We start from the raw sequence: 22,102 nt of genomic DNA on the forward strand, positions 1-22,102 counted from the left end.
GTGAAAATCATTTCGCGCTTTCTGGCTGGCGTTTCGCTGGCGCTGAAGCAGCCCCTCGCGGGGTTTCTCGATGTCGAGACCACGCATGGCGACGCGCTCGTCACCAAGCAGGGCGACTACCTGAGCTTCCTGCGTATCGGTGGAATGAAGCGCCTGTCGACGCGCAAGGATATCGAGCGTTTGTCCGAGGCGCTTCGCGTTGAACTGTCCGGCACGCTGGAAGGAAAGGGCCATGCCATCGTCGGCTGGTATCTCTCCGATCCGGAAATGGCGGGCGTGGAGATCGAGCGCGTCAGCCTGAACTCCTGCCGCAAGGTCGGCAAGGAGCTTGGCCTCGATCTGAGCGATCTGCTCGATGAGCGCGCGAGACTGTGGTCGAAGACAATGCGCTTTGAATCCGCTTGTCTGATCCTGTGGACGCAAAAGGCCGTCCTCAACAAGGAAGAAGCCAAGCAGATGAAAGAGGAGCGCGCCCAGGCGGCCCGTCAGTGTTCCTCGATCGGAGAGGCGCAGAGATTTTACATGCGCTCCGAGTTGATGGCAGCGCACCACGACGGCTTTGTCGGCCGCGTTATCCAGGCCATGCGGGGAGTCGATGTCAACGTGGACGAGATGACCGCGCGGGACGCTCTGATCCTGGCGCGCGAGGCGATGTATCGGGAGACGGCGGGCTCGGCGTGGGCGCCGACGCTGATCGGCGACAGGGTGATGCCGCGCCTGCCTGAAGAGGATGTGAAGAACCCCTCCAAGGAGGGCTTGCTGTGGCCCTCGATCCGAAGCCAGTTCTTTCACGATGACGCCATCACGATCGGCGGTCAGGTGGTGGAAGTCGGCGCTTATGAATATGCCTCGGTCGATCTCGTGATTGGGCCGGAAGATCCTCGTCCCTTCGTGGAGCTCGCCGCGACCCTTGGTCATGATCGCGCGCCCTGGCGCTGCTGTTTTATTCTGGAAGGCGGCGGGCAGGGCGGTATGGCCATGAAGGAAATCGGGGCGTCTTTCCTTGCGATCTTTCCGCAAAATCGCGACTTGCAGCGCGGGTTCGCCGCGCTCCGGGCGGCGCGGGAGGAAGACAATCATATCTCCGTCAAGCTGCGAGCGTCCTTCGCGACCTGGGCCAAGGTCGGCGAAACGCGCGCCCTTCGCCGCCGGGCCTCGACGCTGGCGCAAAGGGTCGAGGGCTGGGGCGGCTGCAAGGCGACCCGCATGGCCGGCGACCCGCTTGAAGGCGTCATGAGCACTGTGCCGGGAATCGCGCTGGCCTCGACCGCCAATCCGTCCCTGGCGCTGCTCGGCGAAGCGCTGCCGATGCTGCCGTGGAACCATACCGTTTCGCCATGGCGCGAGGGCAGTGTGCTGTTCCGCCTGCCGTCGGGCGCGATCTGGCCTTACGATCCGGCGGGCGGTTCGAAACGGCCGGTGGTGATCGATGTGTTCGTCGCGCCGCCTGGATCGGGCAAGTCGGTGATCGCCAACACCATCAATCTCGGCCTGTGTCTGTCCTCTGCCGTTCTCGGCGGCGCCAATCCGAAGCTGCCGATGATCGGCAAGCTCGACATCGGTCCCTCGGCCGAGGGTTTTGTCCGGTTGGTTCGGGAGAAGCTCGGACCGCGGCGGGAACACGAGGCGATCTATGTGAAAATGCAGTTCGCTCCCGGTTATGAGTTCAATATTTTCGATCTGCAGGTCGGGTGCGAAGATCCCCTGCCGCTTGAACGGGCTTTTCTCGAGACGTTTCTATCACTGCTGACCCTGCCGCCGGACACATCGACGCCGTTTGAGGGCTTGACGCAGATGATCAAGCTCGTCGTCGACGAAGCCTATCGGCGTTGCAAGGACGTGCCGGGCGGCGCGCCGAAGCGCTACGTGGTCGGCGTCGAGCCGCTCGTCGACGAGGCGATCGACCGATACGGGATCGAGATTCATTTGGATTATCCGATCTGGCGCGACGTGGTCTCGGCCCTGTGCGAGCGCGGCCAGTTTCGACTGGCGGAAATCGCGCAGCGCCATGCGGTGCCGGTGCTCGAGGATTTGATCGTCGCCGCCCGTTCCGAGCAGGTCCAGGATATGTTCCAGGCCTTGAAGATCGACATGACCTCTGAAAGCGCTTCGCAATTGTTCGACCGCTACATCCGTGACGCGATCCGCCGGTTTCCGACGCTCAATCAACCGACCAGGCTCGACTTCGGCTCGGCGCGGATCATCGTGCTGGATTTGCAGGAAGTGGCGCCGAAAGGCTCTGCGGCGGCGAAGCGCCAGACCGAAATCATGTACCTGCTTGGCCGGCATATTCTGGCCAGGAACTTCTTTCTTATCCCCGACTATCTGCAATATGTGCCGAAGGCTGTGCAACCCTATCACGCCCGCCGGTTTCAGGAAGTCTACGAGTCGGTCAAGCGGCTCGATTACGACGAGTGGCATCGCACGAAGGGCAGCGATCTGGTTCGCGCGCAAGCCGAGCTCGACGCCCGCGAAGGCCGCAAGCACAATGTCCAGCTCGGGTTTTCGAGCCAGCGGCTTGAAGACATGGGCGATGCGATCATCGCGCAATCGACGGGACGTTTCATCCTGGGTGTCGGCGACGAGAAGGAAGCCGAGCGAGCGATCGAACGCTTCAATCTGTCGGAAGCCGCGGCGCAGGTGGTGCGCCACAGCCTCCATGGGCCGGGGCCGAATGGCGCGCCGTTCCTGTTTGTGCTTTCGGTTGAAGGCGCCAAATACGAGCAATTTCTCGTCAATCAAATCGGGCCGGTTGAACTCTGGGCGCTTTCGACGACGCCGGGCGACAGCGCCTTGCGCAACCGGCTTTATGCCGCCGTGGGCTTCGAGGAAGCGCTGCGGCGTCTGGCGATCGTGTTCCCCAAGGGCTCGGGGTTGAAGGAGATCGAGCGGCGCAAGGCCGACCGGGTCAAGACCGGGGCCTTGGAAGCGGCCGCGGAGGCGGGCGTGGTCGATGACCTCGCCAGCGAAATCATTGATGGGCGCGGGGTCGGGCTGAAACTCCGACCTTACGAAAACGAAGGCGTCGAGCTTCTCGCAGCCGCGCAATAAATCGGGCAGGGGGCGCAATTAGGCGCCCCCTATTTTTTTCAAGATTGCTGTTCGACTTCGCGCCATCGCCGCCAAAGCTGATGGGCGACGAAAGAGGCATGGGTGAACGATGAGGCAAAGGCTTTCAGATTCGATTTCGATTGCAGCGGTGGTCATCGGTCTTTGCGGCTGCTCGACCGTCACGCCGATCCCGACGACGGTGGCGGCGCCCGGCATGCCCAATGCGGAACTCGCGTTGCAGCAGAGTATGGGGGACACCGGCCGCGAAATGGCGCGCATCGGCGACATGCGACCTTCGGCCGCTGCGGCGGCGCGGCCGAAGGTCGTGCCCGGCGAGCTCGATCGCGAAGTTTCGTTCCAATTTAATGGATCGCTCGATGACGCGGTCCGAGAATTGACGCGGCTCGTCGGCTACGAGCTCGTGATCAAGAACGCGTCGATCTTCACGCAGCGACCGCAGGTCGCGATCGATCCCAGGCCGCGCCGCGTCTACGACCTTTTCCGCGAACTCGGCGACCAGGCCGGGCCCAAGGCGCATGTTCGCGTCGATCCCCAGCATCACCTTGTGGAGGTTGTCTATCTTGGCTAAGCGGCATTTTCTCATGAACGCCGCAGCGGCGGCGATTGTTTTGTGCGCAAACAGGGCGATTGCGGCGGACGGCCTGCTCATCTTCAAGGAGCCGCCGCCAGCGCAACCGGTCGCGCCCTTCGCGCCGGCCGCGCCGGCTGCGCCCTACCGTCCCGACGGCGTCATCGTCATGCCCGTTCCGCCCGCCCCCTCGCCGGAGGAGGTCGACCGGCGCGCGCACGAATTGGGCAATCCGGTGAACAAGCCGGTGACGGGCGCTCTCGAGGCGCCCGCTGTCGTCGGCGGCGAGCGCCCGCCGTCCCTTGAATTGCTTCAGGCGGCGCGGCCAGGGACTGTTCTCGGCGTCCCCGGCGCACCGCCGCTGGAGCCAGGGCGCGAGGAGACGTTGCGCGACGCCGGCGCCACCTATGGCGCTAAAGGCGGACTCGCCGCGCGCGCCTTCGCGCTCAACGAAATGCTGCGCCGTTACGAGGACAAACTCGATCGCACCTACGATTTCGACGCCGTTATCCTGCGTCATCCGGGCAGCGCCATTCTCATGGTGCCGCCGATCGTGTCCGAGGCGCAAATGGCCTTCGCGCTCAGCGAACAGGGTCAGGTCGCGCGCGAGACGGCCTGCGTCTACTCGATCACCCGCGCGGCGCGGCTGGCTTCGGCCCCGCCAAACTGGCGAAGCTATCTGGTGCGCGATTGGGGATGGCCGCGCCAGCCCGCCGACGCTGTGCTGCCGCGCACCGACCAGGAGGTCGAATACTGGAACAAGTTTGTCGCCGAAGGCTGGGCGCGCGGCGAAAAGCAGGCTGTCGACATCTTCCTCGCCGATCTCGGCCGTCTCCAGCGCGATATCATGGGCATGGCGCGTTATCGCGTGCTGTTGGGCAAGAACCTCGTCGAAAACCCGCGCATCGTCTTTAACGAGAAAGCCGTCGATGGCGGCGGCGCCGAATTGCGCGGCGGCGATCGCGTGGTGCGGATCACGGCGCAACCGGGCTTGCGCGCCAACGGAAAGCCGTGGTCGGGCGGCTCCCACGATTGCCCGAGGTGACGCGATGTTGAACAGGATCAAACATCCCGACGCGTCCGATGACGTCGATGACTGCGAGTGGAAGGACAACGGCGAGCGCTGGGTGGTTGACAGCCGCAGCCATGCGCCTGGCCTTGACGCGTTCATGAGCCACGCCCACAAAATCGGCGCTGAGCAGGTCCAGTTCGCGACCTTCCAGCCAGCGGCGTTTCGGCGGTATGGGCGCAACTACAAGGTCAAGTCTCGTCATACGCTTGACGAGCGCGACTCGGCCGCGATCGTCAATCACCTCTACGGCGCGGATGGCATGGCGCGGCTGCAAAGCGGCCAGGACATCAATGTGATGTATGTGATCGGCGTGCCGCGCAAGGAAGTGCTGCGCTTTCGCGTCAACATCACGCCCTCGGTTACGAGCCAAGGAACCGGCATCCACGCCGTCATTCGGCCGGTGAAGGATCTTCCTCCGCCGCTGGATAAGCAGAATGTCGAGCCCGGCATTCTCGCGAATTTCCGCATGAACAAGGGCCTGATGATCGTCTCCGGCGCGACGGGTTCGGGCAAATCGACCCTGATCGGCGGGATGACCATGGCGAAGCTGATGGACCCCAACGGCCATCACAACATCATCGAATGCGCTGAGCCGATCGAGTTTCTGCTCGATCGGGTGAAAAGTCCGACGAGCACGATCACGCAGAGCGAAATCCCGCGCAACCTGCCGAGCTTCGACGCTTTCATGGAAGGCGCGATGCGCCGCCAGCCAACGGACATCATCGTCGGCGAGTGTCGCAAGCCCGAGCATATGCGCGCGACCATTCACGCGGCGATCTCGGGTCACGCCACCTCGACCACGCTGCACGCGGAGACGGTGCCGCTCACCATGCAGCGGGTCGCCAGTCTGCTGCCGCCCGATCAAATCAAGGATCAGATGATCGCTCTGGCGCAGGCGCTTCGGCTGGTCATCAATCAACGGCTGGTGCGGACACCGGAAGGGCGCTGGACGCCCTTGCGTGAATTCCTGGTGTGCGACGCCGATTTCCGGCGCCGGCTCGCCACGGCAAGAGCCGACGATTGGGCGCAGATCACCATCGAGAGCCTGGAGCGGACCGGACAACCCTATGCGCGGGCGATCGAGGCCGCGCTCAAGGAGGGTCGGATCGACGAGGAAACCGCCGCCGCCGTGTGGCGCGAGATCGAATAGGAGGGGGTCGCATGTGGCGTGATACTGGAAAGCCGGTCAAGGTGTGGGTGCTCGACGCGCGCGCCTGTCTGCCGGTGCTTGTCTTCGTCGTCTATTGGTCGTGGACGACTTTTTACATCGCGCTGATCGGCGTGATCTCGTTCTCGGTGATCAGTTGGGCCGGCATGACCGTTCCGGTGACGCTGCGGATGATCCGCCGGCTCATTGTCGGCCCGTTTCGCCCGGCCATTCCTGCCTGGAAATGCAGGAGGCTCGCGTGACCGAAGGTCTTAACGTCGCCTATGTGGCGGAGGTCGTGCGCCTGCTCCTGCTCGATTGCGGGCGTGACGTGCTGCTGGAGGATCGGGCAGGGGGCGAGGTCATTATCGTTCCCCCGGATGCGGCGGCGGCGCCCGATGGGCTGCTGCCGGTGTTCCTGGCCTCGGGCGAAGCGCTCGCGCTCGATGCGTTTGGCGAGACCTTCGGTCTGAAGCTCGATCGCGATATCGGCGCGTTCTTCTCCTGGCGGGTGGAGGCGATCGCGGCCGAGACGGTCTCGGAAGTGCTCCTGGCGACCATGGAGGCGATCGCGCAGGCGACGACGGAGCGCGGCATCATGGTGCTGGAGTTTCCTCGGGTGTTCGATGAAGCCGCCGCGAGATACGAAGCCCGAAGGGCCTCAAAATGAGGCGGCGCGCGACGATCCTCGGCGGCGCGGTCGCCTGCGCTATGATGTTTGTCATCGGGAGCGGCGCTCGCGCCGACGAAACCATGGTCGAGGCTTGCCTCAAGGCGGCGGCGAGCGCGCATCAAGTGCCCGCCGGCGTGCTGGTGCTTTTGTTGCAGGTCGAACGCGGGCGCCTGGGCGCCGTGAGCCCCAACAAGAACGACACGGTCGATATCGGTCCGATGCAGGTCAACGATATCTGGGTGGGAAAGCTGGCGCAGCGCTGGAGGACGTCCAAGGATGCGGCCTATCTCGCGTTGAGGGATAATTTTTGCGCCAATGTCGAGGCGGGCGCGTGGATTTTGCGCCAGGCGCTCGACGAAGCGCCGGGCAATTTGTGGGAAGGCGTGGCGATCTATCACTCGCATAATCCCAGCCATAAGAGGGCCTATCTCAAGAGCGTCTATGAACAGGCCATGCGCCTGCGTCGCGAGCAGGGAATCGCCTCGCTTGAAAGGACGGCGAAATGACGCCGGCGCGGGGATACCGGGGCGGCGGGGGCGGCGGCGATTCGACGGCGGTGCTGTTCGTGGTGATCCTGGCCGGCGGCGGTGTGTTGCTGTGGCTGTCATGGCAGTCCTATCACGCGGAAATCAGCACTGTCGCGATGTGGATCGCCCATTGGGAAATGCAGGCGATCGGGGAAATCTCCGACCGATTCCGCATGGCCGACGCCCAGGTCATGCGAGCCAATCCCGTGAACGTAAAGTTCGATCAGCTTGTCCGGCTCTATCGGAATATCGGCGCGTTCTTCATTTATCCGGCGGTCGGGATCACGGCGAGCCTCGCGCTGCTGTGTTTTACGCGCGCTGGAAACCAAAGGTTCTCGCGCCGGCTCGATCTCGAAGGCCTGATGCGTGAGCAAGCCAAGAGTTTTCCATTCATCTCGTGGACGGTCGGCAGGAAGCTCGGGCTCGCCGGCGTGCGCAAGGACCGTCCGCGTCCGGCCGATCCGGCTCTGCGGCCCGAGGAATGGGTGCGGTTTTGGGCGACCGGAGAGGATGGCGGTTTTGACGAATTGATGGCGCGCGAAGCCTTCGCTCGGCAATTGGGCAAACCCTGGCGCGGCCTCAAGAACGCGCCGGCTGCGGTGAAGTGCATGCTGGCGGTGTTCGCCCTCCACGACGCTTGTCGGCGGGACGAGGCGGTCAATCTGCTCGGGCTTTTGTCGGCGTCGCTTCGGCTCGATAGAGACGACGGGCCGGCTGGCCCGGAACAAGCGCTGGCGTTTTCCCGTGAGGTCGTGGAAATGGCGGAGCAGGTCTTGAGCGAACAGGCCATCGCCTTACGCCCGATCGAGGCGATGGGGCGGCACTTCTTTTCGACGACGGGCCTGATGACGGTGTTGTGCGAGGCGCGGGCGCGGGCCGGCGCTCTGGCTCCGGCGCAATTCGCGTTTCTGAAACTCGTTGATCGCGATTTGTGGTGGGCGTTGCATTCCCTTGGCTTTGAAAGCGACGGACGGCGCGCCCATCCTCATCCTTGCCCGCGCGTCGAGGCAGTCGCCGCCCGCAGTCATTGGGAGGCCGAAAGGGGCGTCGGTCGCGCCTTGGCCATCCCCGAATTGGACAGCGCAATCGCTGCTTTGAAAATCGCATTGAAAGGGCAGGGCGCGTTTTGAGTTCGCGCCAATGCCTCCGATCCTCGCATCATCGATCTGGAGGATGATGTCGATGACGCAGGAATTTGAGGCGGCGAACGAACGGATGGTCAAAGTCGAGTTGCACCTTCACTTGTCGGTAGCGGGAGACCCCCGCCCGGATTGGCGGGACTGGCCGGGCGGCCCGAACGCGGCGCCGCAGCTGGAACCGCCGAGGCCCCGACGCTTGCTGGCGAAGTCTTTCACCGTAGTCAGCCTGCTGATTGTCGGTGGAATTGGCGCGAGCTTTGTCCATCGCGTTCTGGAAAACAGCGCCACAAGCCGCGCGGAGTTCGCCACCCCGCCGCTGACGCAACTGCCGTCAATGGCGGACATACCGAGGGAGGTTGTGCCGGCGCCTGCGCCGAATCCAAGACCCGAGGTGAATGCGGGTGAAAACAGCGGGGAACCGTCTCGTCGGGGAACCGGAGCCTTCGGCCTGCGCTGAGGCGCGGCGTTATTTCGGGATCGGGGACAAGTTGGAAGTGAGGCGATGCTGCAACGTGAGATCGTAGGTCCGCAAGAGCGCTTTGAGGTGTCGAGCAGTCGGCTCAGGCGCGACGTGCGGCCCCTGACCACGCGGATGGCCGAATTCCTCCTGAGCGAGGCGTCGGGTCTGGTTCTCTCCCTCGCCGCAGGAGCGATGGTGATTGAACCGGCGCTCGTAAACCTGTTGGCCCCGGCGTCGGTGATCTACGCGATCATGGTCTTGAAGCGGAAGTTGACCCTGCCTCTGCGGCTTCCGATGAGCGCGCGGACCAAGGACTACAATTATCCCTCCCCGGCGGATCGGAGCCCCAGGCGCGCCGCCGGGACCATTTATCTTGGCCGCGATCTCAAGGGCCGGGAGCTGTGGCTGTCATCGGATGACGGGCGACAGCACGCGACTGTGCCGGGCACGACCGGCGCCGGCAAGACAACGGCGCTGGTCGGCTTTCTCACCAATGCGCTGGCGCATGGCAGCGGCTTCGTGTTGGTCGACGGTAAAGCCGACAACAAGCTCTTTGGCGAGATTCTGGCGCTCGCGCGACGGTTCGGGCGGGAAGACGACGTCTTGTGCTTGAACTTCATGACGGCGTCGGGCGAGAAGCAATCGAACACGTTCAATCCGTTCGCTGTGGGCAACGCCGATGCGATCGGTGAAATGTTGTCGAGCCAACTCGGGGAGACGACCTCGGGCGATTCCAATCAGGTGTTCCGCGACCGCGCCGTCGCGCTGGTCGGAACCTTGTCGCCGGTGCTGGTGTGGATGCGCGACAACAAGGGCGTTTCGCTCAACATCGAGACGATCCGCCAGAGCTTTGAACTGCGCTGCATCTGGAAGGTGGCGATCAACAGGGTCTTCGAGCTTCGCGATCCCGCGACCGGCGAGACGCAAGACATCGATGTGTCCGACATTCCGGAGGACGTGATCTATCCGTTGCGCGCCTATCTCGGCGAATTGCCGGCCTACGATATGTCTCTCGCCTGGAATAAGCAGAAGACCGAGGAGCCGTCGAAGCAGCACGGCTTCGCGGTGTTCTATTTTACCCGCACCTTCGAACTCCTGGGCGTCTCGCTCGGCCACATCTTCAAGGTGCAGCAATCCGAAGTGGACATGCGCGACGTCGTGCTCAACCGGCGCATTCTCGTTGTGAACCTCCCCGCGCTCGAAAGCTCGGACGACCGTCTCGCCGCGCTCGGCAAGATCGTCGTCGCCTCTCTGCGCGGCATGATGGCCCAGATGCTTGGCTCGCGCCTGGAGGGCGATCACGACGCGATCGTCGCCAACAAGCCGGGTATGGGCTCCGCGCCGTTTCATGTGGTGCTGGACGAAGTGGCGAGTTACGCGACCTCCGGCATGGACCGGATGCTCGCTATGGGACGCGGCCTGAATTTCATGTTCTGGCTCGGCCTGCAGGAGGTTTCGGGCATTTGGGCGCGGCTGGGGGAGAAAACCGCCTCCCTGCTCGGCAATGCGAATTTGACCGTGGCCATGCGTCTGCAGGACGCCAATCGGACGCGGGAATGGATCGAGGGCACGGCGGGCCGGACGATCGTGTCGCAGGTGTCGAACTTTCAGGCGGACGACTCCGGGGAATTCACGGGTGCGCGGTCGGCGGATTTGCGGGAGACGTCGCGGATCGATTGGCGTGACCTGCAAAGCCTGATCGAAGGTGAGGCGATCATCCTGTTTGGCGGCCGGCGCATCCACGCCAAGCTGTTTCATGCCGATGTGAAGGTGGCCGGACCGATGCGGTTGAACCGCTGTGTCGCGCTGCCGCCGCCCAACATTGCGAAGATCAACGCCGACGCTGCCGAGGTCGATGCGCTCGTGAACCGGATCGAACGCGGGCTTGGAACTGGCGGCCGGCGCGCGGAACGGTCGCCAGCCCTGGATTCGATGATCAAGGGCTTCGCGCGCGCCTCGGCCGACGGGCGCGACGCGCAGGCTTGCGTCGCCGAGGCGCTTCGGGCCGCTGGCGCACAGGCGCAAGACATGCCGGCGCCAGAGCACTCGGTCGAAGCTTTGGTCGCCACCATGCTGGAGCGGGCGTCGGCCGGGCGGAGCCGTGAGCCGGCGCCGGCGAGCGGCGATGACCTGATCGAACCGGCCGATCTCGAAACGATCAACAAATTGCTCGCGGTTGAGGAAGCCGCCGGCGGCGATGTCGGGGTGAGCCGAGAGGCGGTGCGCCGGCTTGTGGGCGTGGCCAAAGCTGGCGGTCACATTGCGCCAGGCGCGGCGATTTCGGCGGACCAATTCGCGAGAATCCGCAGTGAGATCGGGGCGCTCACGCAAGAAATGGATGCGGCGCGTGGCAAGCTGCAAGAACCGCGTCCGGTCCAAACCGCCAGCATGAGCATGTAAGTAAGGAGCCCTCCCATGGTCGATCAGTTGATGTCCGCGAGCGTCGTAGTTCTCGTGGTCGGGGTGATTATTCTCGGCCTCTCTGAGGTCGTCGCTTTTGCGCGTGGCGGACGTCGCAACGGATTCTCGCTCTGGAGTGAGAAGGCGCGTTATTGCCGCGGGCGATTTCTGAGCCGCAATGAAAAGGAATTCCTGAGCAAACTCGACCGTGTTGTCAGCGCCCGCTATCGCGTGTTCGCCCAGGTGCGGTTGGCCGACCTGGTTGACGTAGAAGGCTCGAAAGGCGCCCGGTTCGACATGATGCGGCCTGTCTTCGGCAAGAGCGTCGATTTTGTGGTCTGCGATCGGGCGACGCTCGATCCGGTGATGGTCCTTGAAGTCGATGATCGGACCCACGACGCCAGCGACCGTCGGGGGCGCGATGCGCTGGTCAATCGGGTCTGCGCCGAGGCCGGTTTGCGGCTCGTGCGTGTCAGAGCTCGGTTTGCCTATAGCGAGATTGGGTTGGGGCAGCTTCTGCAAGCCAATGGGCTGGCGCTTGCTTCCTTCCCGCCAAATGTGGCCAAGCAAGGCCCTGTGATCCCTGGTTTGATTGTGTCATCCAACAAATAGGGGCGTGTCATGGGAAAGAAAACCCTGCAACTTAATGATGCGCAGCAGACTACACTTGATGGCGTATTAAATACATTGGCTGAGCGCGTATATAATTTGCGCAAGGCTCGGTCCCTGTCTGGCCGCGCTTTGGCGGCGAAGGCGGGTATAGCGCATCCGACAGTCGTCGCAATCGAAGGTGGCGCAATCAACGTATCCATCGCAATCCTTGTTCTGCTCGCCCAGGCGCTGGAGGTTGATATTAGCGTATTTTTTGATGTTGGGTTCAATATCAAATCGTCGGATGAGGCGTTTACTAGGGGCGTTACGACGAGACGTTATTAGAAATTGATTTTACCAAACTGCTTTGACGCTTGAAGCAGCAAGCCAAAGGAACCGAGAAATGCGCCTTTCGACGCTTCTGTTGTTCGCAATCGCAGTCGCCTATCTGATCGATCCGGGGGCGACCAAGGCAACGCTGTTGTCCATTTGGCGGGAGCTCGAGGGGCTCGTGGACGCCCTGGCGTCGCAGCGCAACTGGTGAAATAGCCGCGACGCAGAGTCAGCTCGCGAGGGCCAAAGGCGGCGGATAGCGAAAGCGCCGGAAAATGTGCGCTCGAGAGCCGAAGCGGTCGGTCGCTGGACTTGATAGACGGATTTCCATAAATACCGGCCATTCTTGATATCATTGGGCAGGAGCCAAAATGATCGGATATGTCACGCTTGGCACAAATGATTTGGCGCGCGGCGCAGTGTTCTATGATGCCTTGGCTCGGGAAATGGGCGTCGGGCGGATGATGGAGACCGAACGCTTTATCGCCTGGGGCGCGCCGGGCGGCGGAGCAGGGGTCGGTCTGACCAAACCATTTGACGGCGATCGGGCGACCGTTGGCAACGGTGTGGTGGTGGCGCTTGAGGCAAAGGACCGAGCGCAGGTCGAGCGCCTTTACGCGATAGCGCTTCAACACGGCGGCACGGATGAAGGAAAACCGGGTGAACGGTTCCCTGGCTTTTATGCGGCCTATTTTCGGGACCTCGACGGCAACAAGCTGAATGCCTTTGTGATGGAAGCGGTTCCGGGTTAGCTGATCGCTGCGAGGAGCGGGACCCGGCCCGGTTAGGCCGGGAGTGTCGCCTTCGACAACCACTCCTTCAGCCTCGTCCAGCGCCTGTTCGTCCGCACGTTCCTGATGGCGATGGCAAGAGCCCGCTTCTGCCCGACGATTACAACCAGCCGCTTGCCTCGGGTGACCGCCGTGTAGACGAGGTTCCGCGCCAGCATCGTGTAGTGCTGGGTCGCCAGCGTGACGACGACGGCGGGATATTCGGACCCCTGCGACTTGTGGATCGTGGTCGCATAGGCGGGAACCACGGCGTCCAGTTCCCCGAACGCATAGGTCACCTCGCGGCCGTCGAAACTGGCGAGCAGGGCGCCTTCCTCCCGGTCGATGCGGACGACGCGTCCGAGGTCGCCATTGAAGACTTCGCGATCGTAGTCGTTCTCGGTCTGCATGATCTTGTCGCCGGGCGCGAACACCGAGCCAAACCGCTCGATCCGGTCGGCGGGATTGGGGTTCAACGCCTTTTGCAGGTCGGCGTTGAGCGCCCGCGCGCCGAGCGCGCCCCGTTGCATCGGGCAGAGCACCTGTACGTCGCCGACCGCATCCAGCCCGAACCGGCGCGGGATGCGGTCGCGCACGATCTCCACCACCTTGGCGGCGCCTTCTTCCGGTGACGCCGCCTCGACGAAGAAGAAGTCGGCGTCCTCGCCCCGCCTCGGCCATTCGGGCATCCTGCCCTCGTTGACCCGGTGGGCGCCGACCACGATCCGGCTTTCCGCCGCCTGCCGGAACACTTCGGTGAGGCGCGCGACGGGCAGAGCGCCGGAGTCGATGATGTCGGCGAGAATTCTCCCAGGGCCGACAGAGGGAAGCTGGTCGACGTCGCCGACCAGCATCAGCCCCGACTTCGTCGGCAGCGCCTTCAGCAGGGCGAACATCAGGGGCGCGTCGATCATGCTGGCCTCATCGACGACCAGCAGGTCGCAGTCGAGCGGGTTGTCGGCGCTGCGCTTAAAACCGCCTTCCTTCGGATCGGTTTCCAACAGCCGATGAATGGTCTTCGACTCCATGCCGGTCTGGTCGGTCATGCGCTTGGCGGCGCGGCCCGTCGGCGCGGCGAGCAGGATTTTCGTGCTCTTCGCGGTCAGGATTTTCAGGATGGCGTCCAGCAGCGTGGTCTTGCCGACGCCGGGGCCGCCGGTCACGACCAAGACCTTCGACTTCAGCGCCATGGCGACGGCTTCGCGCTGCGACGCCGCGAGCGTCTTCCCCGTCTTCTTCTCGACCCACGCCACGGCGACCGGGGCGTCGATCTCCGGCCACGGCGTCGCGCCGGCGCGCAGGGAGAGCAACCGGTCGGCGACGCCTCGTTCCGCGATGTGCAGGCCCCGCAGGAAAATGCAGTCGGTTCCCTCAATGACGTCCGCGATCACCTCGCCAGCGCCCAGTTCATCGGCTAGCGCGGTCTCGATCGGGCGGGCGGGAACATCGAGGAGGTCGGCCGCCAACCGGAGCAGTTCGTTCCTGGGAAATCCGCAATGGCCATCGTCGGTCGCTTCCTGCAAGGCGAAGGAGACACCGGCGCGCAGCCGCTGCGGCGACTCTTTGGTCAGGCCGAGCCGCATGGCGATGGCGTCGGCGCTGCGAAAGCCGATGCCCCGGATGTCGCGCGCCAGGCGGTAGGGGTTTTCCGTCATCACCTGGATGGCGTCATGGCCGTAGGTTTTAAAAATCCGGACCGCGCGCGAGGTCCCCACGCCATTGGCGTGCAGAAACAACATGATGTCGCGCACCGCCTTCTGCTCGGCCCAGCCGGCGGCGATCCGCGCCGCTCGCATTTCCCCGATGCCGGAGACATCGCGCAGTCGCACGGGTTCGGCCTCGATGATCTCGAAGGTCGCCACGCCGAAGGCGGCGACGATCCTCTGGGCTAGCTTGGGGCCGATGCCTCGCACCATGCCGGAGCCGAGGTATTTCTCGATCCCCTCTGCCGTGGTCGGCGGCGTGGTCTTCAGAAAGTCGGCTTTGAATTGCAGCCCGTGCGTCCGATCGGTGATCCAGACGCCGACGGCGTGGATGAACTCGCCGGCAGAGATCGACGCCGCGTGGCCGATGAGGGGAACGAGATCGCGGTGACCACGCGCCTTGACCTTCAGGACGGCGAAGCCGCTGTCCTCGTTGTGAAAGGTCACGCGCTCGACTGAGCCGACCAGCGTCTCTCTGTGTGGTGTTTCCGGCGCGCTGGTCAAATTTGCCGAACCTCTCGTCACGGCCGCCCTAGCCTGAAGCCGTAATCGCCTTGCCAAAGGCGGAGAGCTTTCCTGATCGCCTTGTTCGTGGCGTCGAGATCGAAGCGCTCGGGGTCGAATTTCCGCCCGGCCCAGCGCCGCATCGCCCTGTGCTCGTCATGCGCGGGATCAAGCCAGGCTTCAAGGAAGTCGAAGTATCCCGTCGTTCCGCCGACATCCTCTGGAGGGCTGGATCGTTTGCCGGCGACACATCGGGGATATTTTACCCCAGCTTGCGCGGGGATGCGTCGCAACACCAGCTCGTGCCGCCAATTGTCGCCAAAGTCATACACGTAAAGAATTCTGAGGCTGTCGTCTTCGTCGCGCGGAAACTCGAGGTCTCGCAACCAGACTTCGGTGGCTTCGAAGGTTTGACGCCTGGACCACCCGTCATCGCTGGATTCCGGCGCGCCGACGATCAGTCCGCCGACATTGAACTCGTGAAGATGGCTGTCCGTCCAACCAAAAGCCGCCTGAAGCACCTCGTGGAGTTGCGCGAAATTGAGATCGACGGGAAGCTCAAGGGCGCGACTGACCCTCGGCTCGACTTCGAGGATGTGGACATCGGCGGCGATAACGAAGTCGTCAGGATGGGAAAGACTGGCCATGGCGCAAGACTATGGCGTGAGCGTCGCCAGAGGGCAATGTCGTGTAGGGACAATGATTGTCGAGGCGGACGCGAGGGCGTCGACGGCGCACAGACCCAGCTCGCGGTCGTGAACCGACGGCGAAGGGATCGCGGCGAAAGTGAGCCTTGTGGACACGACATGAAAGCGTAACTTGGCCGGACGGACCAGTTCTCGGAGGATGTTTGGCATGACGCCGATATTGACGATGGTTCTCAAGTCCGACAGGCGTTTTGCCGACGTTGAAGGGCCACGCGCCTATCTCGACGAAATCCAAAATGTTCAGCCGGCGCTCTTGCCATACCGATACGCGCTCATCGATGTCTGGGAGCAATTCGGTGGCGACAAGCGGATTGAGATTTTTGAGCGGCCCGAAACCGGCGACGATCGCGTCCTGATGCTATGGCTTCCGGATAGCCGGCGGGCCGCCATCAAAATCTATGATCGCGGTGACTGCCAATGGACGGATGCTGCCGACCCTCCGGCCGCTTGGCGACATTTTCGTGAGGGCGCAATGCAGGGACCGCAACCTTGAGACGCTGAGAAAAGCCGCTAATGCGCCAAGCTGGCGCCCTTGCACAACGATATCATCATCTTTATGTTGATGGCATCGCCATCAGTTATCGATGAACGCCATCATGCCCGCCGTCACCATCCGCAACCTCTCCGACGAAACGCATCGCGCCCTAAAAGTCCGCGCGGCGCAGCACGGCCGCAGCACAGAAGCGGAAATGCGCGACATCCTGGAAGCCGCGGTGCTCCCGGCCAATCGCCTTCGCCTCGGCAGCGCCCTAGCGGAAATGAGCCGCTCGATCGGCCTGGCCAACGGCGACGTGGAGGCCCTCGAACGGGCTTGCGAACATAAGCCCGCAGAGCCGCTGCGCTTCGAATGATCCTGCTCGACACCAATGTCGTCTCCGAGGCAATGAAGCCTGAACCGGCGCCGGCAGTCCGCCGATGGCTGGATGAACAGGCCGCGGAGACGCTTTTTCTCTCGAGCGTAACGATCGCGGAGTTGATGTTCGGCATCGGCGCGCTTCCCGCAGGCAAGCGCAAGGATAAGCTGGCAGCCGCCCTCGAAGGGGTGCTTGACTTCTTCGTGGACCGTATCCTGCCGTTCGATACGAATGCGGCGCGCCGCTACTCCGGCATGGCTGTGAAGGCGCGCGCCGCCGGGAAAGGCTTCCCCACAGCGGACGGCTACATCGCCGCCATAGCCGCTTCACACGGTTTTGCCGTCGCATCCCGCGATGCCAGCGCATTCGCAGCCGCCGGCCTAATCGTGATCGACCCCTGGATCGCTGGCGCCTGACCATGGCAATGGTTGACAAGCCGCCCTCGGCGGACAGCTGACGGTCCCGAGCGGCGCCAGCAAGGGCAGGTTCGAGCCATAGACCCTATGTTCGCCCGGTAAAAGCGATGGCGGCCCGCCCCACAGCATGTCCCTAATCGAGGATTGCGCCGGGCTGGCCGGCGCCGAGCCTCAGACATGGGGGACGGGCCTGATGAATAATATCGTTTTCGTTGGACTGGATGTCCATAAGGCGACTGTTGCGGTCGCCGTCGCAGAGGGCGCTCGGGGCGGCGAGGTCCGCGAACTCGGCAATTTTATCAATCACCCTGATCACATCAAGAAATTGGTGGAGCGCCTGGCGAAGGGCGGACGTTCCCTGTCTTTCTGTTACGAAGCAGGGCCTTGCGGATATGGCCTTTATCGTCAGCTGATCGGCCTTGGTCATGAATGCGTGGTGGTGGCGCCGTCGCTCATTCCGATGAAGCCAGGCGACCGGGTCAAGACCGACCGGCGTGACGCCGTGATGTTGGCCAAACTCCACCGGGCCGGAGAGCTGACAGCGGTGTGGGTTCCCGATGACGCCCATGAGGCCATGCGCGATCTTATTCGCGCGCGCTCGACCGCCGTGCGGGTGTTGGTCAAGGCGCGGCAACATCTGCAAGGTTTTCTCCTTCGGCATGGGCGCATCTATTCCGGCAAGACGGGATGGACGCTGGCCTATCGCCGCTGGCTGACGACGGTCCGGTTCGACCATTCCGCGCAGCAAGTGGTGCTTCAGGATTACATCAATGCGGTCACAGCCGGTGAAGAGAGAGTTGAGCGCCTCACCCAGCAAATCGCGGACTTGGCGCAAAACTGGTCGCAAGCTCCGGTGGTCGCCGCATTGCAGGCCATGCGGGGCGTGGCTTTCGTCGTCGCGGTGACAGTTGTCGCCGAAGTCGGCGATTTCACGCGTTTCGCCAATCCCAGACAATTGATGGCCTATCTCGGCCTGGTTCCCTCCGAGCACTCCAGCGGCAGCACTGTCCGCCGGGCCGGCATCACCAAGGCCGGCAACGCCTTGGCGCGACGGGCATTGATTGAAGGCGCCTGGACCTATCGCATGCAGGCGCGCGTCAGCCGCAAGCTGCACGACCGGATCGACGGCTTGCCGCAAACCGTGCGCGACATCGCCTGGAAGGCGCAGGTCCGGCTTTGCGCCCGCTATCGCCGCCTCGCCGCGGCGGGAAAGCCCAAGGTCGTGGTCACCACCGCCATCGCCCGCGAGATGCTCGGGTTTATCTGGGCGATCGCCCAATCCGTCCAGGCTCCTCGCGCGATTTAACATCGGCTCAAACAATGCCCACGGCCGGAGACGGGCGCGGTTCGGGAATCCTCGCGCGCTGTTATGAGCCGGCTTTGCCGACGCTCGCCCTTAGACCGAGGCAGCCCAAGACGAAACCACGGTCATGCGGTATCCAACCCGCGCATGAGAGCTTGCTCAACCGTCGTCTCAGGCCCCGTCTCCGGCCGTGGGCATTCTAAAAATCAGCGCCTGGGCCGAACCAGTGCGATCTTCTGTGCTCAAAACGGTTGACTGCGAACATGAGAACAGCCCGTTGACGAAGTCTCCCTTGGCTGATTCCCTCACATAATCGGGAATCGGGCTGGATTATTTCGATGGCGATGAAGCGGGACGGCGGGGTTCAGAATGACCTTATCGCCACATGGGCGGATATGCCTCGCTCTTCCGGCCACGCCTTTTATGACCGGTTGAACAAGGTCTTGAACGACGCCGGCTTCGACGCCTTCGTCGAGGATGTGTGCAAGCCGTTTTACGCGGCGACAATGGGCGCGCCCTCGCTGCCGCCAGGGCGGTATTTTCGCATGCACATGGTCGGATATTTCGAGGGCATCGACAGCTGCGCGGACGCGAATACGTCCACAAGCGCTACCTGATCCATGCCGCGGGGTTCAACTTGGGCCTGCTGCTGCGAGCGTTGTTCGGCGCCGGGGTGCCAAGGCAGGCAGCCGACGCCAAAAACGCACTGCTATTCGCGTATCAGGCCGATGAGACCTTCGTTTTCGCCATCATCGCCATTGTCGAGGGCCAATGGGCGTATTGGTTCACCATCATCCCGCCCGAACCAGATTGAACGGAGAATACGACTTCAGCCACGGCCTGATAAGCGGACGTTCGTGGTTGGATGACCGGCCTCGCGGGTTATATCGATTGTGGTTTTTCAGCGTATCACGGGATGGTCAGCGATTCCGCCGAAGATTGCGCTTTTGATGAGTCCCTTTGGCCGCCCCCCCGGCAATGGCGGCGTTGACGTGGGCGCTGCGGCAATTCCAAATGATCTGATCGTGTGTAATTCCGCTCATAAATAATCGTGACGCCTTACGTTCGTAATAACGGAACAATTGTTATCGTTCAGCACTTAAATGAATTTAAATATGTTACTGCCAAGCCATAGAGCTTGCTCTGTGCTTTAGAGGTTGGACGTGACAACTTTATTCTGGCTTCAGACTGGCGCATGCGGCGGCGAATCCCTGGCGATCCTGTCGGCGGAGGCGCCGAGTTTCGAGGGCCTGGTGACCTCGCACGGGCTGGAATTGCTGTGGCACCCGTCGTTGAGCCATGCGCCGATGAAGCGGTTCGACTCACTTCTCGAAGCCATCGAATCCGGCGCGCAAACCCTGGACATTATCTGCATCGAGGGCAGCCTGATCACCGCGCCGCGCGGTTCGGGCCTGTTCGACTCCTATCAGGGGCGCGCCCGCATCGACATTGTCAGAATGCTGGCGGCGAAGGCCGGGCATGTCGTGGCCATGGGAACCTGCGCGAGCTTTGGCGGCGTTCACGCCGCCAGCCCCAATCCCTCCGACTGCATCGGCCTGCAATTCGACCGCGAGCAGCCCGGCGGCCTGCTGCCGCCGGAATGGCGCGCGCGCGCAGGGCTGCCGGTCATCAATATCGCCGGCTGTCCCGCCCATCCCCACGCCATGACCCAGACGCTCGCCGCGCTGGCCGCCGGCATGGCGCCGCGCCTCGACGCCCTCAACCGTCCCATGGATTTCTTCAACACCCAGGTCCACCAGGGCTGCACCCGCAATGAATATCACGAATATGACATCGAGGACGAGCAACTCGGCGGTCCCGCCTGTCTGTTCTTCAATCTCGGCTGCCAGGGGCCGATGACGCAAGCCGTCTGCAACAGCGACCTGTGGCAAGGCGTGAGCAGCAAGACCCGCGCCGGCGTGCCCTGCTTCGGCTGCACCGCGCCGAATTTTCCCCGCGACGCCGATCTGTTCGCCACGGCGAAGATCGGCGACATTCCCCTGCGCCTGCCGGCCGGCGTCGAACGCGCCCGCTACATGGCTTACAAAAGCCTCGCCCACGCCGCCGCGCCCACGCGTGTCAAAGACAAGAAAATGGACGTCTGAGCATGGCGCGCATCGAGCTGAACATGAGTCTCAATCGCGTCGAAGGCGATCTGGAAATAGGCCTGACGCTGGACGATGGCGTGGTGGTCGAAGCCCGGACGATCGGGACCATGTATCGCGGCTTCGAACAGATCATGATCGGCCGCGCCGCCCGCGACGGGCTGGTGATCACACCGCGCGTCTGCGGCATTTGCAGCACGTCCCATCTCTTTGCAGCGACCTTGGCGCTCGAACACGCCTGGGGCGTCACGCCGCCGCCCAACGCCGTGCGCATCCGCAATCTCTGCCTGATCGCGGAGGGTTTGCAGAACGACCTGCGCCAGACCATCCTGTTTTTCGCGCCCGATTTCTGCAACGCCCGTTACGCGGATGAACCTTGGTACGCGGATGTCGTGGCCGCCTTCGAGCCGTTTCGCGGCGCGCTCTATCTGGAGACGCTGGCCGCCACCCGCGACGCGGTGAAGATCATCGCCCATTTCGGCGGGCAGTGGCCGCACTCCTCCTATATGGCGCCGGGCGGCGTCACCCTGCCCGCCGATTTGCGCAAAGTCTTCGCCTGTCGCGCCCTGCTCGATCAATTTCAGCAATTCTACGAGCGCCGGATCATCGGCCTTGCGCTCGACGCCTGGATGGCGCTCGACAAGGCCGAGGATTATTTCGCCCTGCTCGACGCGCCCGGCCATGGGCGCAGCGCGCTCGGCCTGATCTCGCGCGCGGCGCGCGGGCTGGGCCTGCATGGCGCCGCCGCCGGCGTTGGCGCCATGCTGAGCTACGGCGCCTGGCGCGACCCGGAAAACCCCGAGGCGCCGATCCTGCGCTCGGGCTTTTACGACGGCGCAGGGTTGGCGCCGCTCGACCAGGGCCAGATCAACGAACACGTCCGCCATTCCTGGTTCCGGCCCTATGAGGGCGGACGCCATCCCTGGCGGGGCGAAACCATCCCGAATTACATGCCGGACGGCGAACGCTACTCCTGGGCCAAGGCGCCGCGCTATGGCGATCATGTCGTGCAGACCGGCCCGCTGGCGGAATTGCTGATCGGCGGCGACGCCCTGATCGCTTCGATTTACGCGGCAGAAGGCGGCGGCGCCTGGCTGCGGCAATTCGCGCGGATGCGCCGCGTCGGGCATGAACTGGTCCACGCCCGCGCCATGCTCGATCAACTGGCGGCCAACCTTTCCGGCGAACATTTCCGCGCTCCAGAGGCGGAACCCGATGGCGACGGTTATGGCCTGACCATGGCCGCGCGCGGCGCGCTCGGGCACTGGATTCGCGTCCGCGACGGCAAGATCGAAAAATACCAGATCGTCACCCCCACGGCATGGAACGCCTCGCCGCGCGACAGCGCGGGACAGCCGGGCCATTGGGAACAGAGCCTGGTCGGCATGGTCGTGCGCGATCCCGACGATCCCATCGAAATCGGCCATGTCATCCGCTCGCACGACCCCTGTCTGGTCTGCACCGTCCATATGCTCGACACCGGCCGCAAGATTCATTTCGGACCATGAAGGGAAAAGCCATGATCCGACGCCACATCCTTTGTTTCGGCAATCCGCTGCATGGCGACGATGGCTTTGGCGCGGCCGTGTTCGCGCATCTCGCGGCCAGGCCGCGCCCGGAAAATCTCCTTCTGTTCGACGCGGGAACGGCGGGGCCGGCGGCGCTGGCGCTGTTTGAGGATTGCGACGAGGCCATTGTCGTGGACGCGCTCGCGCCTGCGGGAACGCCGGGACGCATCGCGCAACCTTGCGTGGACTC

The 22,102-nt window shown here is 63.5% G+C and carries 25 protein-coding genes; 23 read left to right on the forward strand and 2 right to left on the reverse strand.

Translation table 11 applies throughout. The annotated features are described in order from the left end of the window. The 14 genes from CCR94_RS02390 (at position 1) to CCR94_RS02450 (ending at position 12,734) form a co-directional block, all read left to right on the forward strand. Positions 1-3,051: a secretion protein gene (locus CCR94_RS02390; RefSeq protein ID WP_104506286.1), complete on the forward strand. Its 3,051-nt coding sequence runs from the start codon at positions 1-3 to the stop codon at positions 3,049-3,051. 214 nt (positions 3,052-3,265) lie between these two features. After that, on the forward strand, positions 3,266-3,640 hold the full coding sequence (locus tag CCR94_RS02395; RefSeq protein WP_158254582.1) for a DotD/TraH family lipoprotein: 375 nt from the start codon (positions 3,266-3,268) through the stop codon (positions 3,638-3,640). A gap of 13 nt (positions 3,641-3,653) precedes the next feature. Then, complete coding sequence (locus CCR94_RS02400) at positions 3,654-4,685, forward strand: type IV secretory system conjugative DNA transfer family protein (protein WP_206605757.1); 1,032 nt, start codon at positions 3,654-3,656, stop codon at positions 4,683-4,685. Positions 4,686-4,689: 4 nt separating this feature from the next. Continuing rightward, positions 4,690-5,862, forward strand: a complete 1,173-nt coding sequence (locus CCR94_RS02405) for a type IV pilus twitching motility protein PilT (protein ID WP_104506288.1) — start codon at positions 4,690-4,692, stop codon at positions 5,860-5,862. A gap of 11 nt (positions 5,863-5,873) precedes the next feature. After that, a complete protein-coding gene (icmT, locus tag CCR94_RS02410; protein ID WP_104506289.1) occupies positions 5,874-6,122 on the forward strand; it encodes an IcmT/TraK family protein in 249 nt (82 codons plus the stop codon). Beyond that, positions 6,119-6,529: a hypothetical protein gene (locus CCR94_RS02415; protein ID WP_104506290.1), complete on the forward strand. Its 411-nt coding sequence runs from the start codon at positions 6,119-6,121 to the stop codon at positions 6,527-6,529. Before icmT ends, CCR94_RS02415 begins: the two co-directional genes overlap by 4 nt. Then, positions 6,526-7,038 carry a lytic transglycosylase domain-containing protein gene (locus CCR94_RS02420; protein WP_104506291.1) on the forward strand — a complete coding sequence of 171 codons (513 nt, stop codon included), beginning with the start codon at positions 6,526-6,528 and terminating at the stop codon, positions 7,036-7,038. Before CCR94_RS02415 ends, CCR94_RS02420 begins: the two co-directional genes overlap by 4 nt. Continuing rightward, positions 7,035-8,189: a secretion/conjugation apparatus DotM-related subunit gene (locus CCR94_RS02425; protein ID WP_104506292.1), complete on the forward strand. Its 1,155-nt coding sequence runs from the start codon at positions 7,035-7,037 to the stop codon at positions 8,187-8,189. Before CCR94_RS02420 ends, CCR94_RS02425 begins: the two co-directional genes overlap by 4 nt. Positions 8,190-8,241: 52 nt before the next feature. Beyond that, positions 8,242-8,655 (forward strand): hypothetical protein, encoded by a 414-nt coding sequence (locus tag CCR94_RS02430; protein WP_146089823.1) that lies wholly within the window; start codon positions 8,242-8,244, stop codon positions 8,653-8,655. Between the two features lie 45 nt (positions 8,656-8,700). Further along, positions 8,701-11,058 carry a type IV secretory system conjugative DNA transfer family protein gene (locus tag CCR94_RS02435; protein WP_104506294.1) on the forward strand — a complete coding sequence of 786 codons (2,358 nt, stop codon included), beginning with the start codon at positions 8,701-8,703 and terminating at the stop codon, positions 11,056-11,058. 15 nt (positions 11,059-11,073) lie between these two features. Next, entirely contained in the window at positions 11,074-11,670 is a 597-nt protein-coding gene (locus CCR94_RS02440; protein WP_104506295.1) for a DUF2726 domain-containing protein, read from the forward strand. Positions 11,671-11,679: 9 nt separating this feature from the next. Next, positions 11,680-11,994, forward strand: a complete 315-nt coding sequence (locus CCR94_RS02445) for a helix-turn-helix domain-containing protein (protein WP_104506296.1) — start codon at positions 11,680-11,682, stop codon at positions 11,992-11,994. Positions 11,995-12,052: 58 nt separating this feature from the next. Then, positions 12,053-12,193 (forward strand): hypothetical protein, encoded by a 141-nt coding sequence (locus tag CCR94_RS24910; protein WP_158254583.1) that lies wholly within the window; start codon positions 12,053-12,055, stop codon positions 12,191-12,193. Positions 12,194-12,353: 160 nt separating this feature from the next. Then, positions 12,354-12,734 carry a VOC family protein gene (locus tag CCR94_RS02450; RefSeq protein ID WP_104506297.1) on the forward strand — a complete coding sequence of 127 codons (381 nt, stop codon included), beginning with the start codon at positions 12,354-12,356 and terminating at the stop codon, positions 12,732-12,734. A 32-nt stretch (positions 12,735-12,766) separates the two neighbouring features. On the opposite strand, the gene recD2 is transcribed toward CCR94_RS02450, so the two are convergent. Beyond that, positions 12,767-14,959 carry an SF1B family DNA helicase RecD2 gene (recD2, locus tag CCR94_RS02455; RefSeq protein ID WP_104506298.1) on the reverse strand — a complete coding sequence of 731 codons (2,193 nt, stop codon included), beginning with the start codon at positions 14,957-14,959 and terminating at the stop codon, positions 12,767-12,769. Between the two features lie 17 nt (positions 14,960-14,976). Further along, positions 14,977-15,606: a plasmid pRiA4b ORF-3 family protein gene (locus CCR94_RS02460; protein WP_104506299.1), complete on the reverse strand. Its 630-nt coding sequence runs from the start codon at positions 15,604-15,606 to the stop codon at positions 14,977-14,979. Positions 15,607-15,814: 208 nt separating this feature from the next. Between CCR94_RS02460 and CCR94_RS02465 the strand changes: the two genes are divergently transcribed. From CCR94_RS02465 to CCR94_RS02500, 9 genes are all read left to right on the forward strand, one after another. Continuing rightward, complete coding sequence (locus CCR94_RS02465) at positions 15,815-16,159, forward strand: hypothetical protein (RefSeq protein ID WP_146089824.1); 345 nt, start codon at positions 15,815-15,817, stop codon at positions 16,157-16,159. 103 nt (positions 16,160-16,262) lie between these two features. After that, positions 16,263-16,517 (forward strand): FitA-like ribbon-helix-helix domain-containing protein, encoded by a 255-nt coding sequence (locus CCR94_RS02470; protein ID WP_104506307.1) that lies wholly within the window; start codon positions 16,263-16,265, stop codon positions 16,515-16,517. Then, positions 16,514-16,936, forward strand: a complete 423-nt coding sequence (locus CCR94_RS02475) for a type II toxin-antitoxin system VapC family toxin (protein ID WP_104506301.1) — start codon at positions 16,514-16,516, stop codon at positions 16,934-16,936. Before CCR94_RS02470 ends, CCR94_RS02475 begins: the two co-directional genes overlap by 4 nt. 193 nt (positions 16,937-17,129) lie before the next feature. After that, positions 17,130-18,242 (forward strand): IS110 family RNA-guided transposase, encoded by a 1,113-nt coding sequence (locus CCR94_RS02480; RefSeq protein ID WP_104506308.1) that lies wholly within the window; start codon positions 17,130-17,132, stop codon positions 18,240-18,242. Between the two features lie 392 nt (positions 18,243-18,634). Further along, a complete protein-coding gene (locus tag CCR94_RS02485; RefSeq protein WP_184421770.1) occupies positions 18,635-18,856 on the forward strand; it encodes a transposase in 222 nt (73 codons plus the stop codon). 20 nt (positions 18,857-18,876) lie between these two features. After that, positions 18,877-19,053 carry a hypothetical protein gene (locus tag CCR94_RS24915; RefSeq protein ID WP_158254584.1) on the forward strand — a complete coding sequence of 59 codons (177 nt, stop codon included), beginning with the start codon at positions 18,877-18,879 and terminating at the stop codon, positions 19,051-19,053. A 349-nt stretch (positions 19,054-19,402) separates the two neighbouring features. Beyond that, positions 19,403-20,344 (forward strand): NADH-quinone oxidoreductase subunit B family protein, encoded by a 942-nt coding sequence (locus tag CCR94_RS02490; RefSeq protein ID WP_104506309.1) that lies wholly within the window; start codon positions 19,403-19,405, stop codon positions 20,342-20,344. 2 nt (positions 20,345-20,346) lie between these two features. After that, positions 20,347-21,852, forward strand: a complete 1,506-nt coding sequence (locus CCR94_RS02495; protein ID WP_104506302.1) for a nickel-dependent hydrogenase large subunit — start codon at positions 20,347-20,349, stop codon at positions 21,850-21,852. Between the two features lie 11 nt (positions 21,853-21,863). Then, positions 21,864-22,102 (forward strand): hydrogenase maturation protease (locus tag CCR94_RS02500; protein ID WP_146089825.1); only part of this gene is annotated, 239 nt, incomplete at its 3' end.

This window comes from Rhodoblastus sphagnicola (assembly GCF_002937075.1).
GTDB classification, from domain to species: Bacteria; Pseudomonadota; Alphaproteobacteria; order Rhizobiales; family Beijerinckiaceae; genus Rhodoblastus; species Rhodoblastus sphagnicola.

Excerpts from the sequence above, each read along its gene's own strand:
- CCR94_RS02460 (WP_104506299.1), bottom strand. The coding sequence starts at position 15,606 with ATGGCCAGTCTTTCCCATCCTGACGACTTCGTTATCGCCGCCGATGTC.
- CCR94_RS02405 (WP_104506288.1), top strand. The coding sequence starts at position 4,690 with ATGTTGAACAGGATCAAACATCCCGACGCGTCCGATGACGTCGATGAC.
- CCR94_RS02485 (WP_184421770.1), top strand. The coding sequence starts at position 18,635 with ATGCCTCGCTCTTCCGGCCACGCCTTTTATGACCGGTTGAACAAGGTC.
- CCR94_RS02395 (WP_158254582.1), top strand. The coding sequence starts at position 3,266 with ATGCCCAATGCGGAACTCGCGTTGCAGCAGAGTATGGGGGACACCGGC.
- CCR94_RS02495 (WP_104506302.1), top strand. The coding sequence starts at position 20,347 with ATGGCGCGCATCGAGCTGAACATGAGTCTCAATCGCGTCGAAGGCGAT.
- icmT (WP_104506289.1), top strand. The coding sequence starts at position 5,874 with ATGTGGCGTGATACTGGAAAGCCGGTCAAGGTGTGGGTGCTCGACGCG.
- CCR94_RS02475 (WP_104506301.1), top strand. The coding sequence starts at position 16,514 with ATGATCCTGCTCGACACCAATGTCGTCTCCGAGGCAATGAAGCCTGAA.
- CCR94_RS02470 (WP_104506307.1), top strand. The coding sequence starts at position 16,263 with ATGCCCGCCGTCACCATCCGCAACCTCTCCGACGAAACGCATCGCGCC.
- CCR94_RS02480 (WP_104506308.1), top strand. The coding sequence starts at position 17,130 with ATGAATAATATCGTTTTCGTTGGACTGGATGTCCATAAGGCGACTGTT.
- CCR94_RS02425 (WP_104506292.1), top strand. The coding sequence starts at position 7,035 with ATGACGCCGGCGCGGGGATACCGGGGCGGCGGGGGCGGCGGCGATTCG.
- CCR94_RS02420 (WP_104506291.1), top strand. The coding sequence starts at position 6,526 with ATGAGGCGGCGCGCGACGATCCTCGGCGGCGCGGTCGCCTGCGCTATG.
- CCR94_RS02440 (WP_104506295.1), top strand. The coding sequence starts at position 11,074 with ATGGTCGATCAGTTGATGTCCGCGAGCGTCGTAGTTCTCGTGGTCGGG.
- CCR94_RS02445 (WP_104506296.1), top strand. The coding sequence starts at position 11,680 with ATGGGAAAGAAAACCCTGCAACTTAATGATGCGCAGCAGACTACACTT.
- CCR94_RS02465 (WP_146089824.1), top strand. The coding sequence starts at position 15,815 with ATGACGCCGATATTGACGATGGTTCTCAAGTCCGACAGGCGTTTTGCC.
- CCR94_RS02450 (WP_104506297.1), top strand. The coding sequence starts at position 12,354 with ATGATCGGATATGTCACGCTTGGCACAAATGATTTGGCGCGCGGCGCA.
- CCR94_RS02430 (WP_146089823.1), top strand. The coding sequence starts at position 8,242 with ATGACGCAGGAATTTGAGGCGGCGAACGAACGGATGGTCAAAGTCGAG.
- CCR94_RS02400 (WP_206605757.1), top strand. The coding sequence starts at position 3,654 with ATGAACGCCGCAGCGGCGGCGATTGTTTTGTGCGCAAACAGGGCGATT.
- CCR94_RS24910 (WP_158254583.1), top strand. The coding sequence starts at position 12,053 with ATGCGCCTTTCGACGCTTCTGTTGTTCGCAATCGCAGTCGCCTATCTG.
- CCR94_RS02435 (WP_104506294.1), top strand. The coding sequence starts at position 8,701 with ATGCTGCAACGTGAGATCGTAGGTCCGCAAGAGCGCTTTGAGGTGTCG.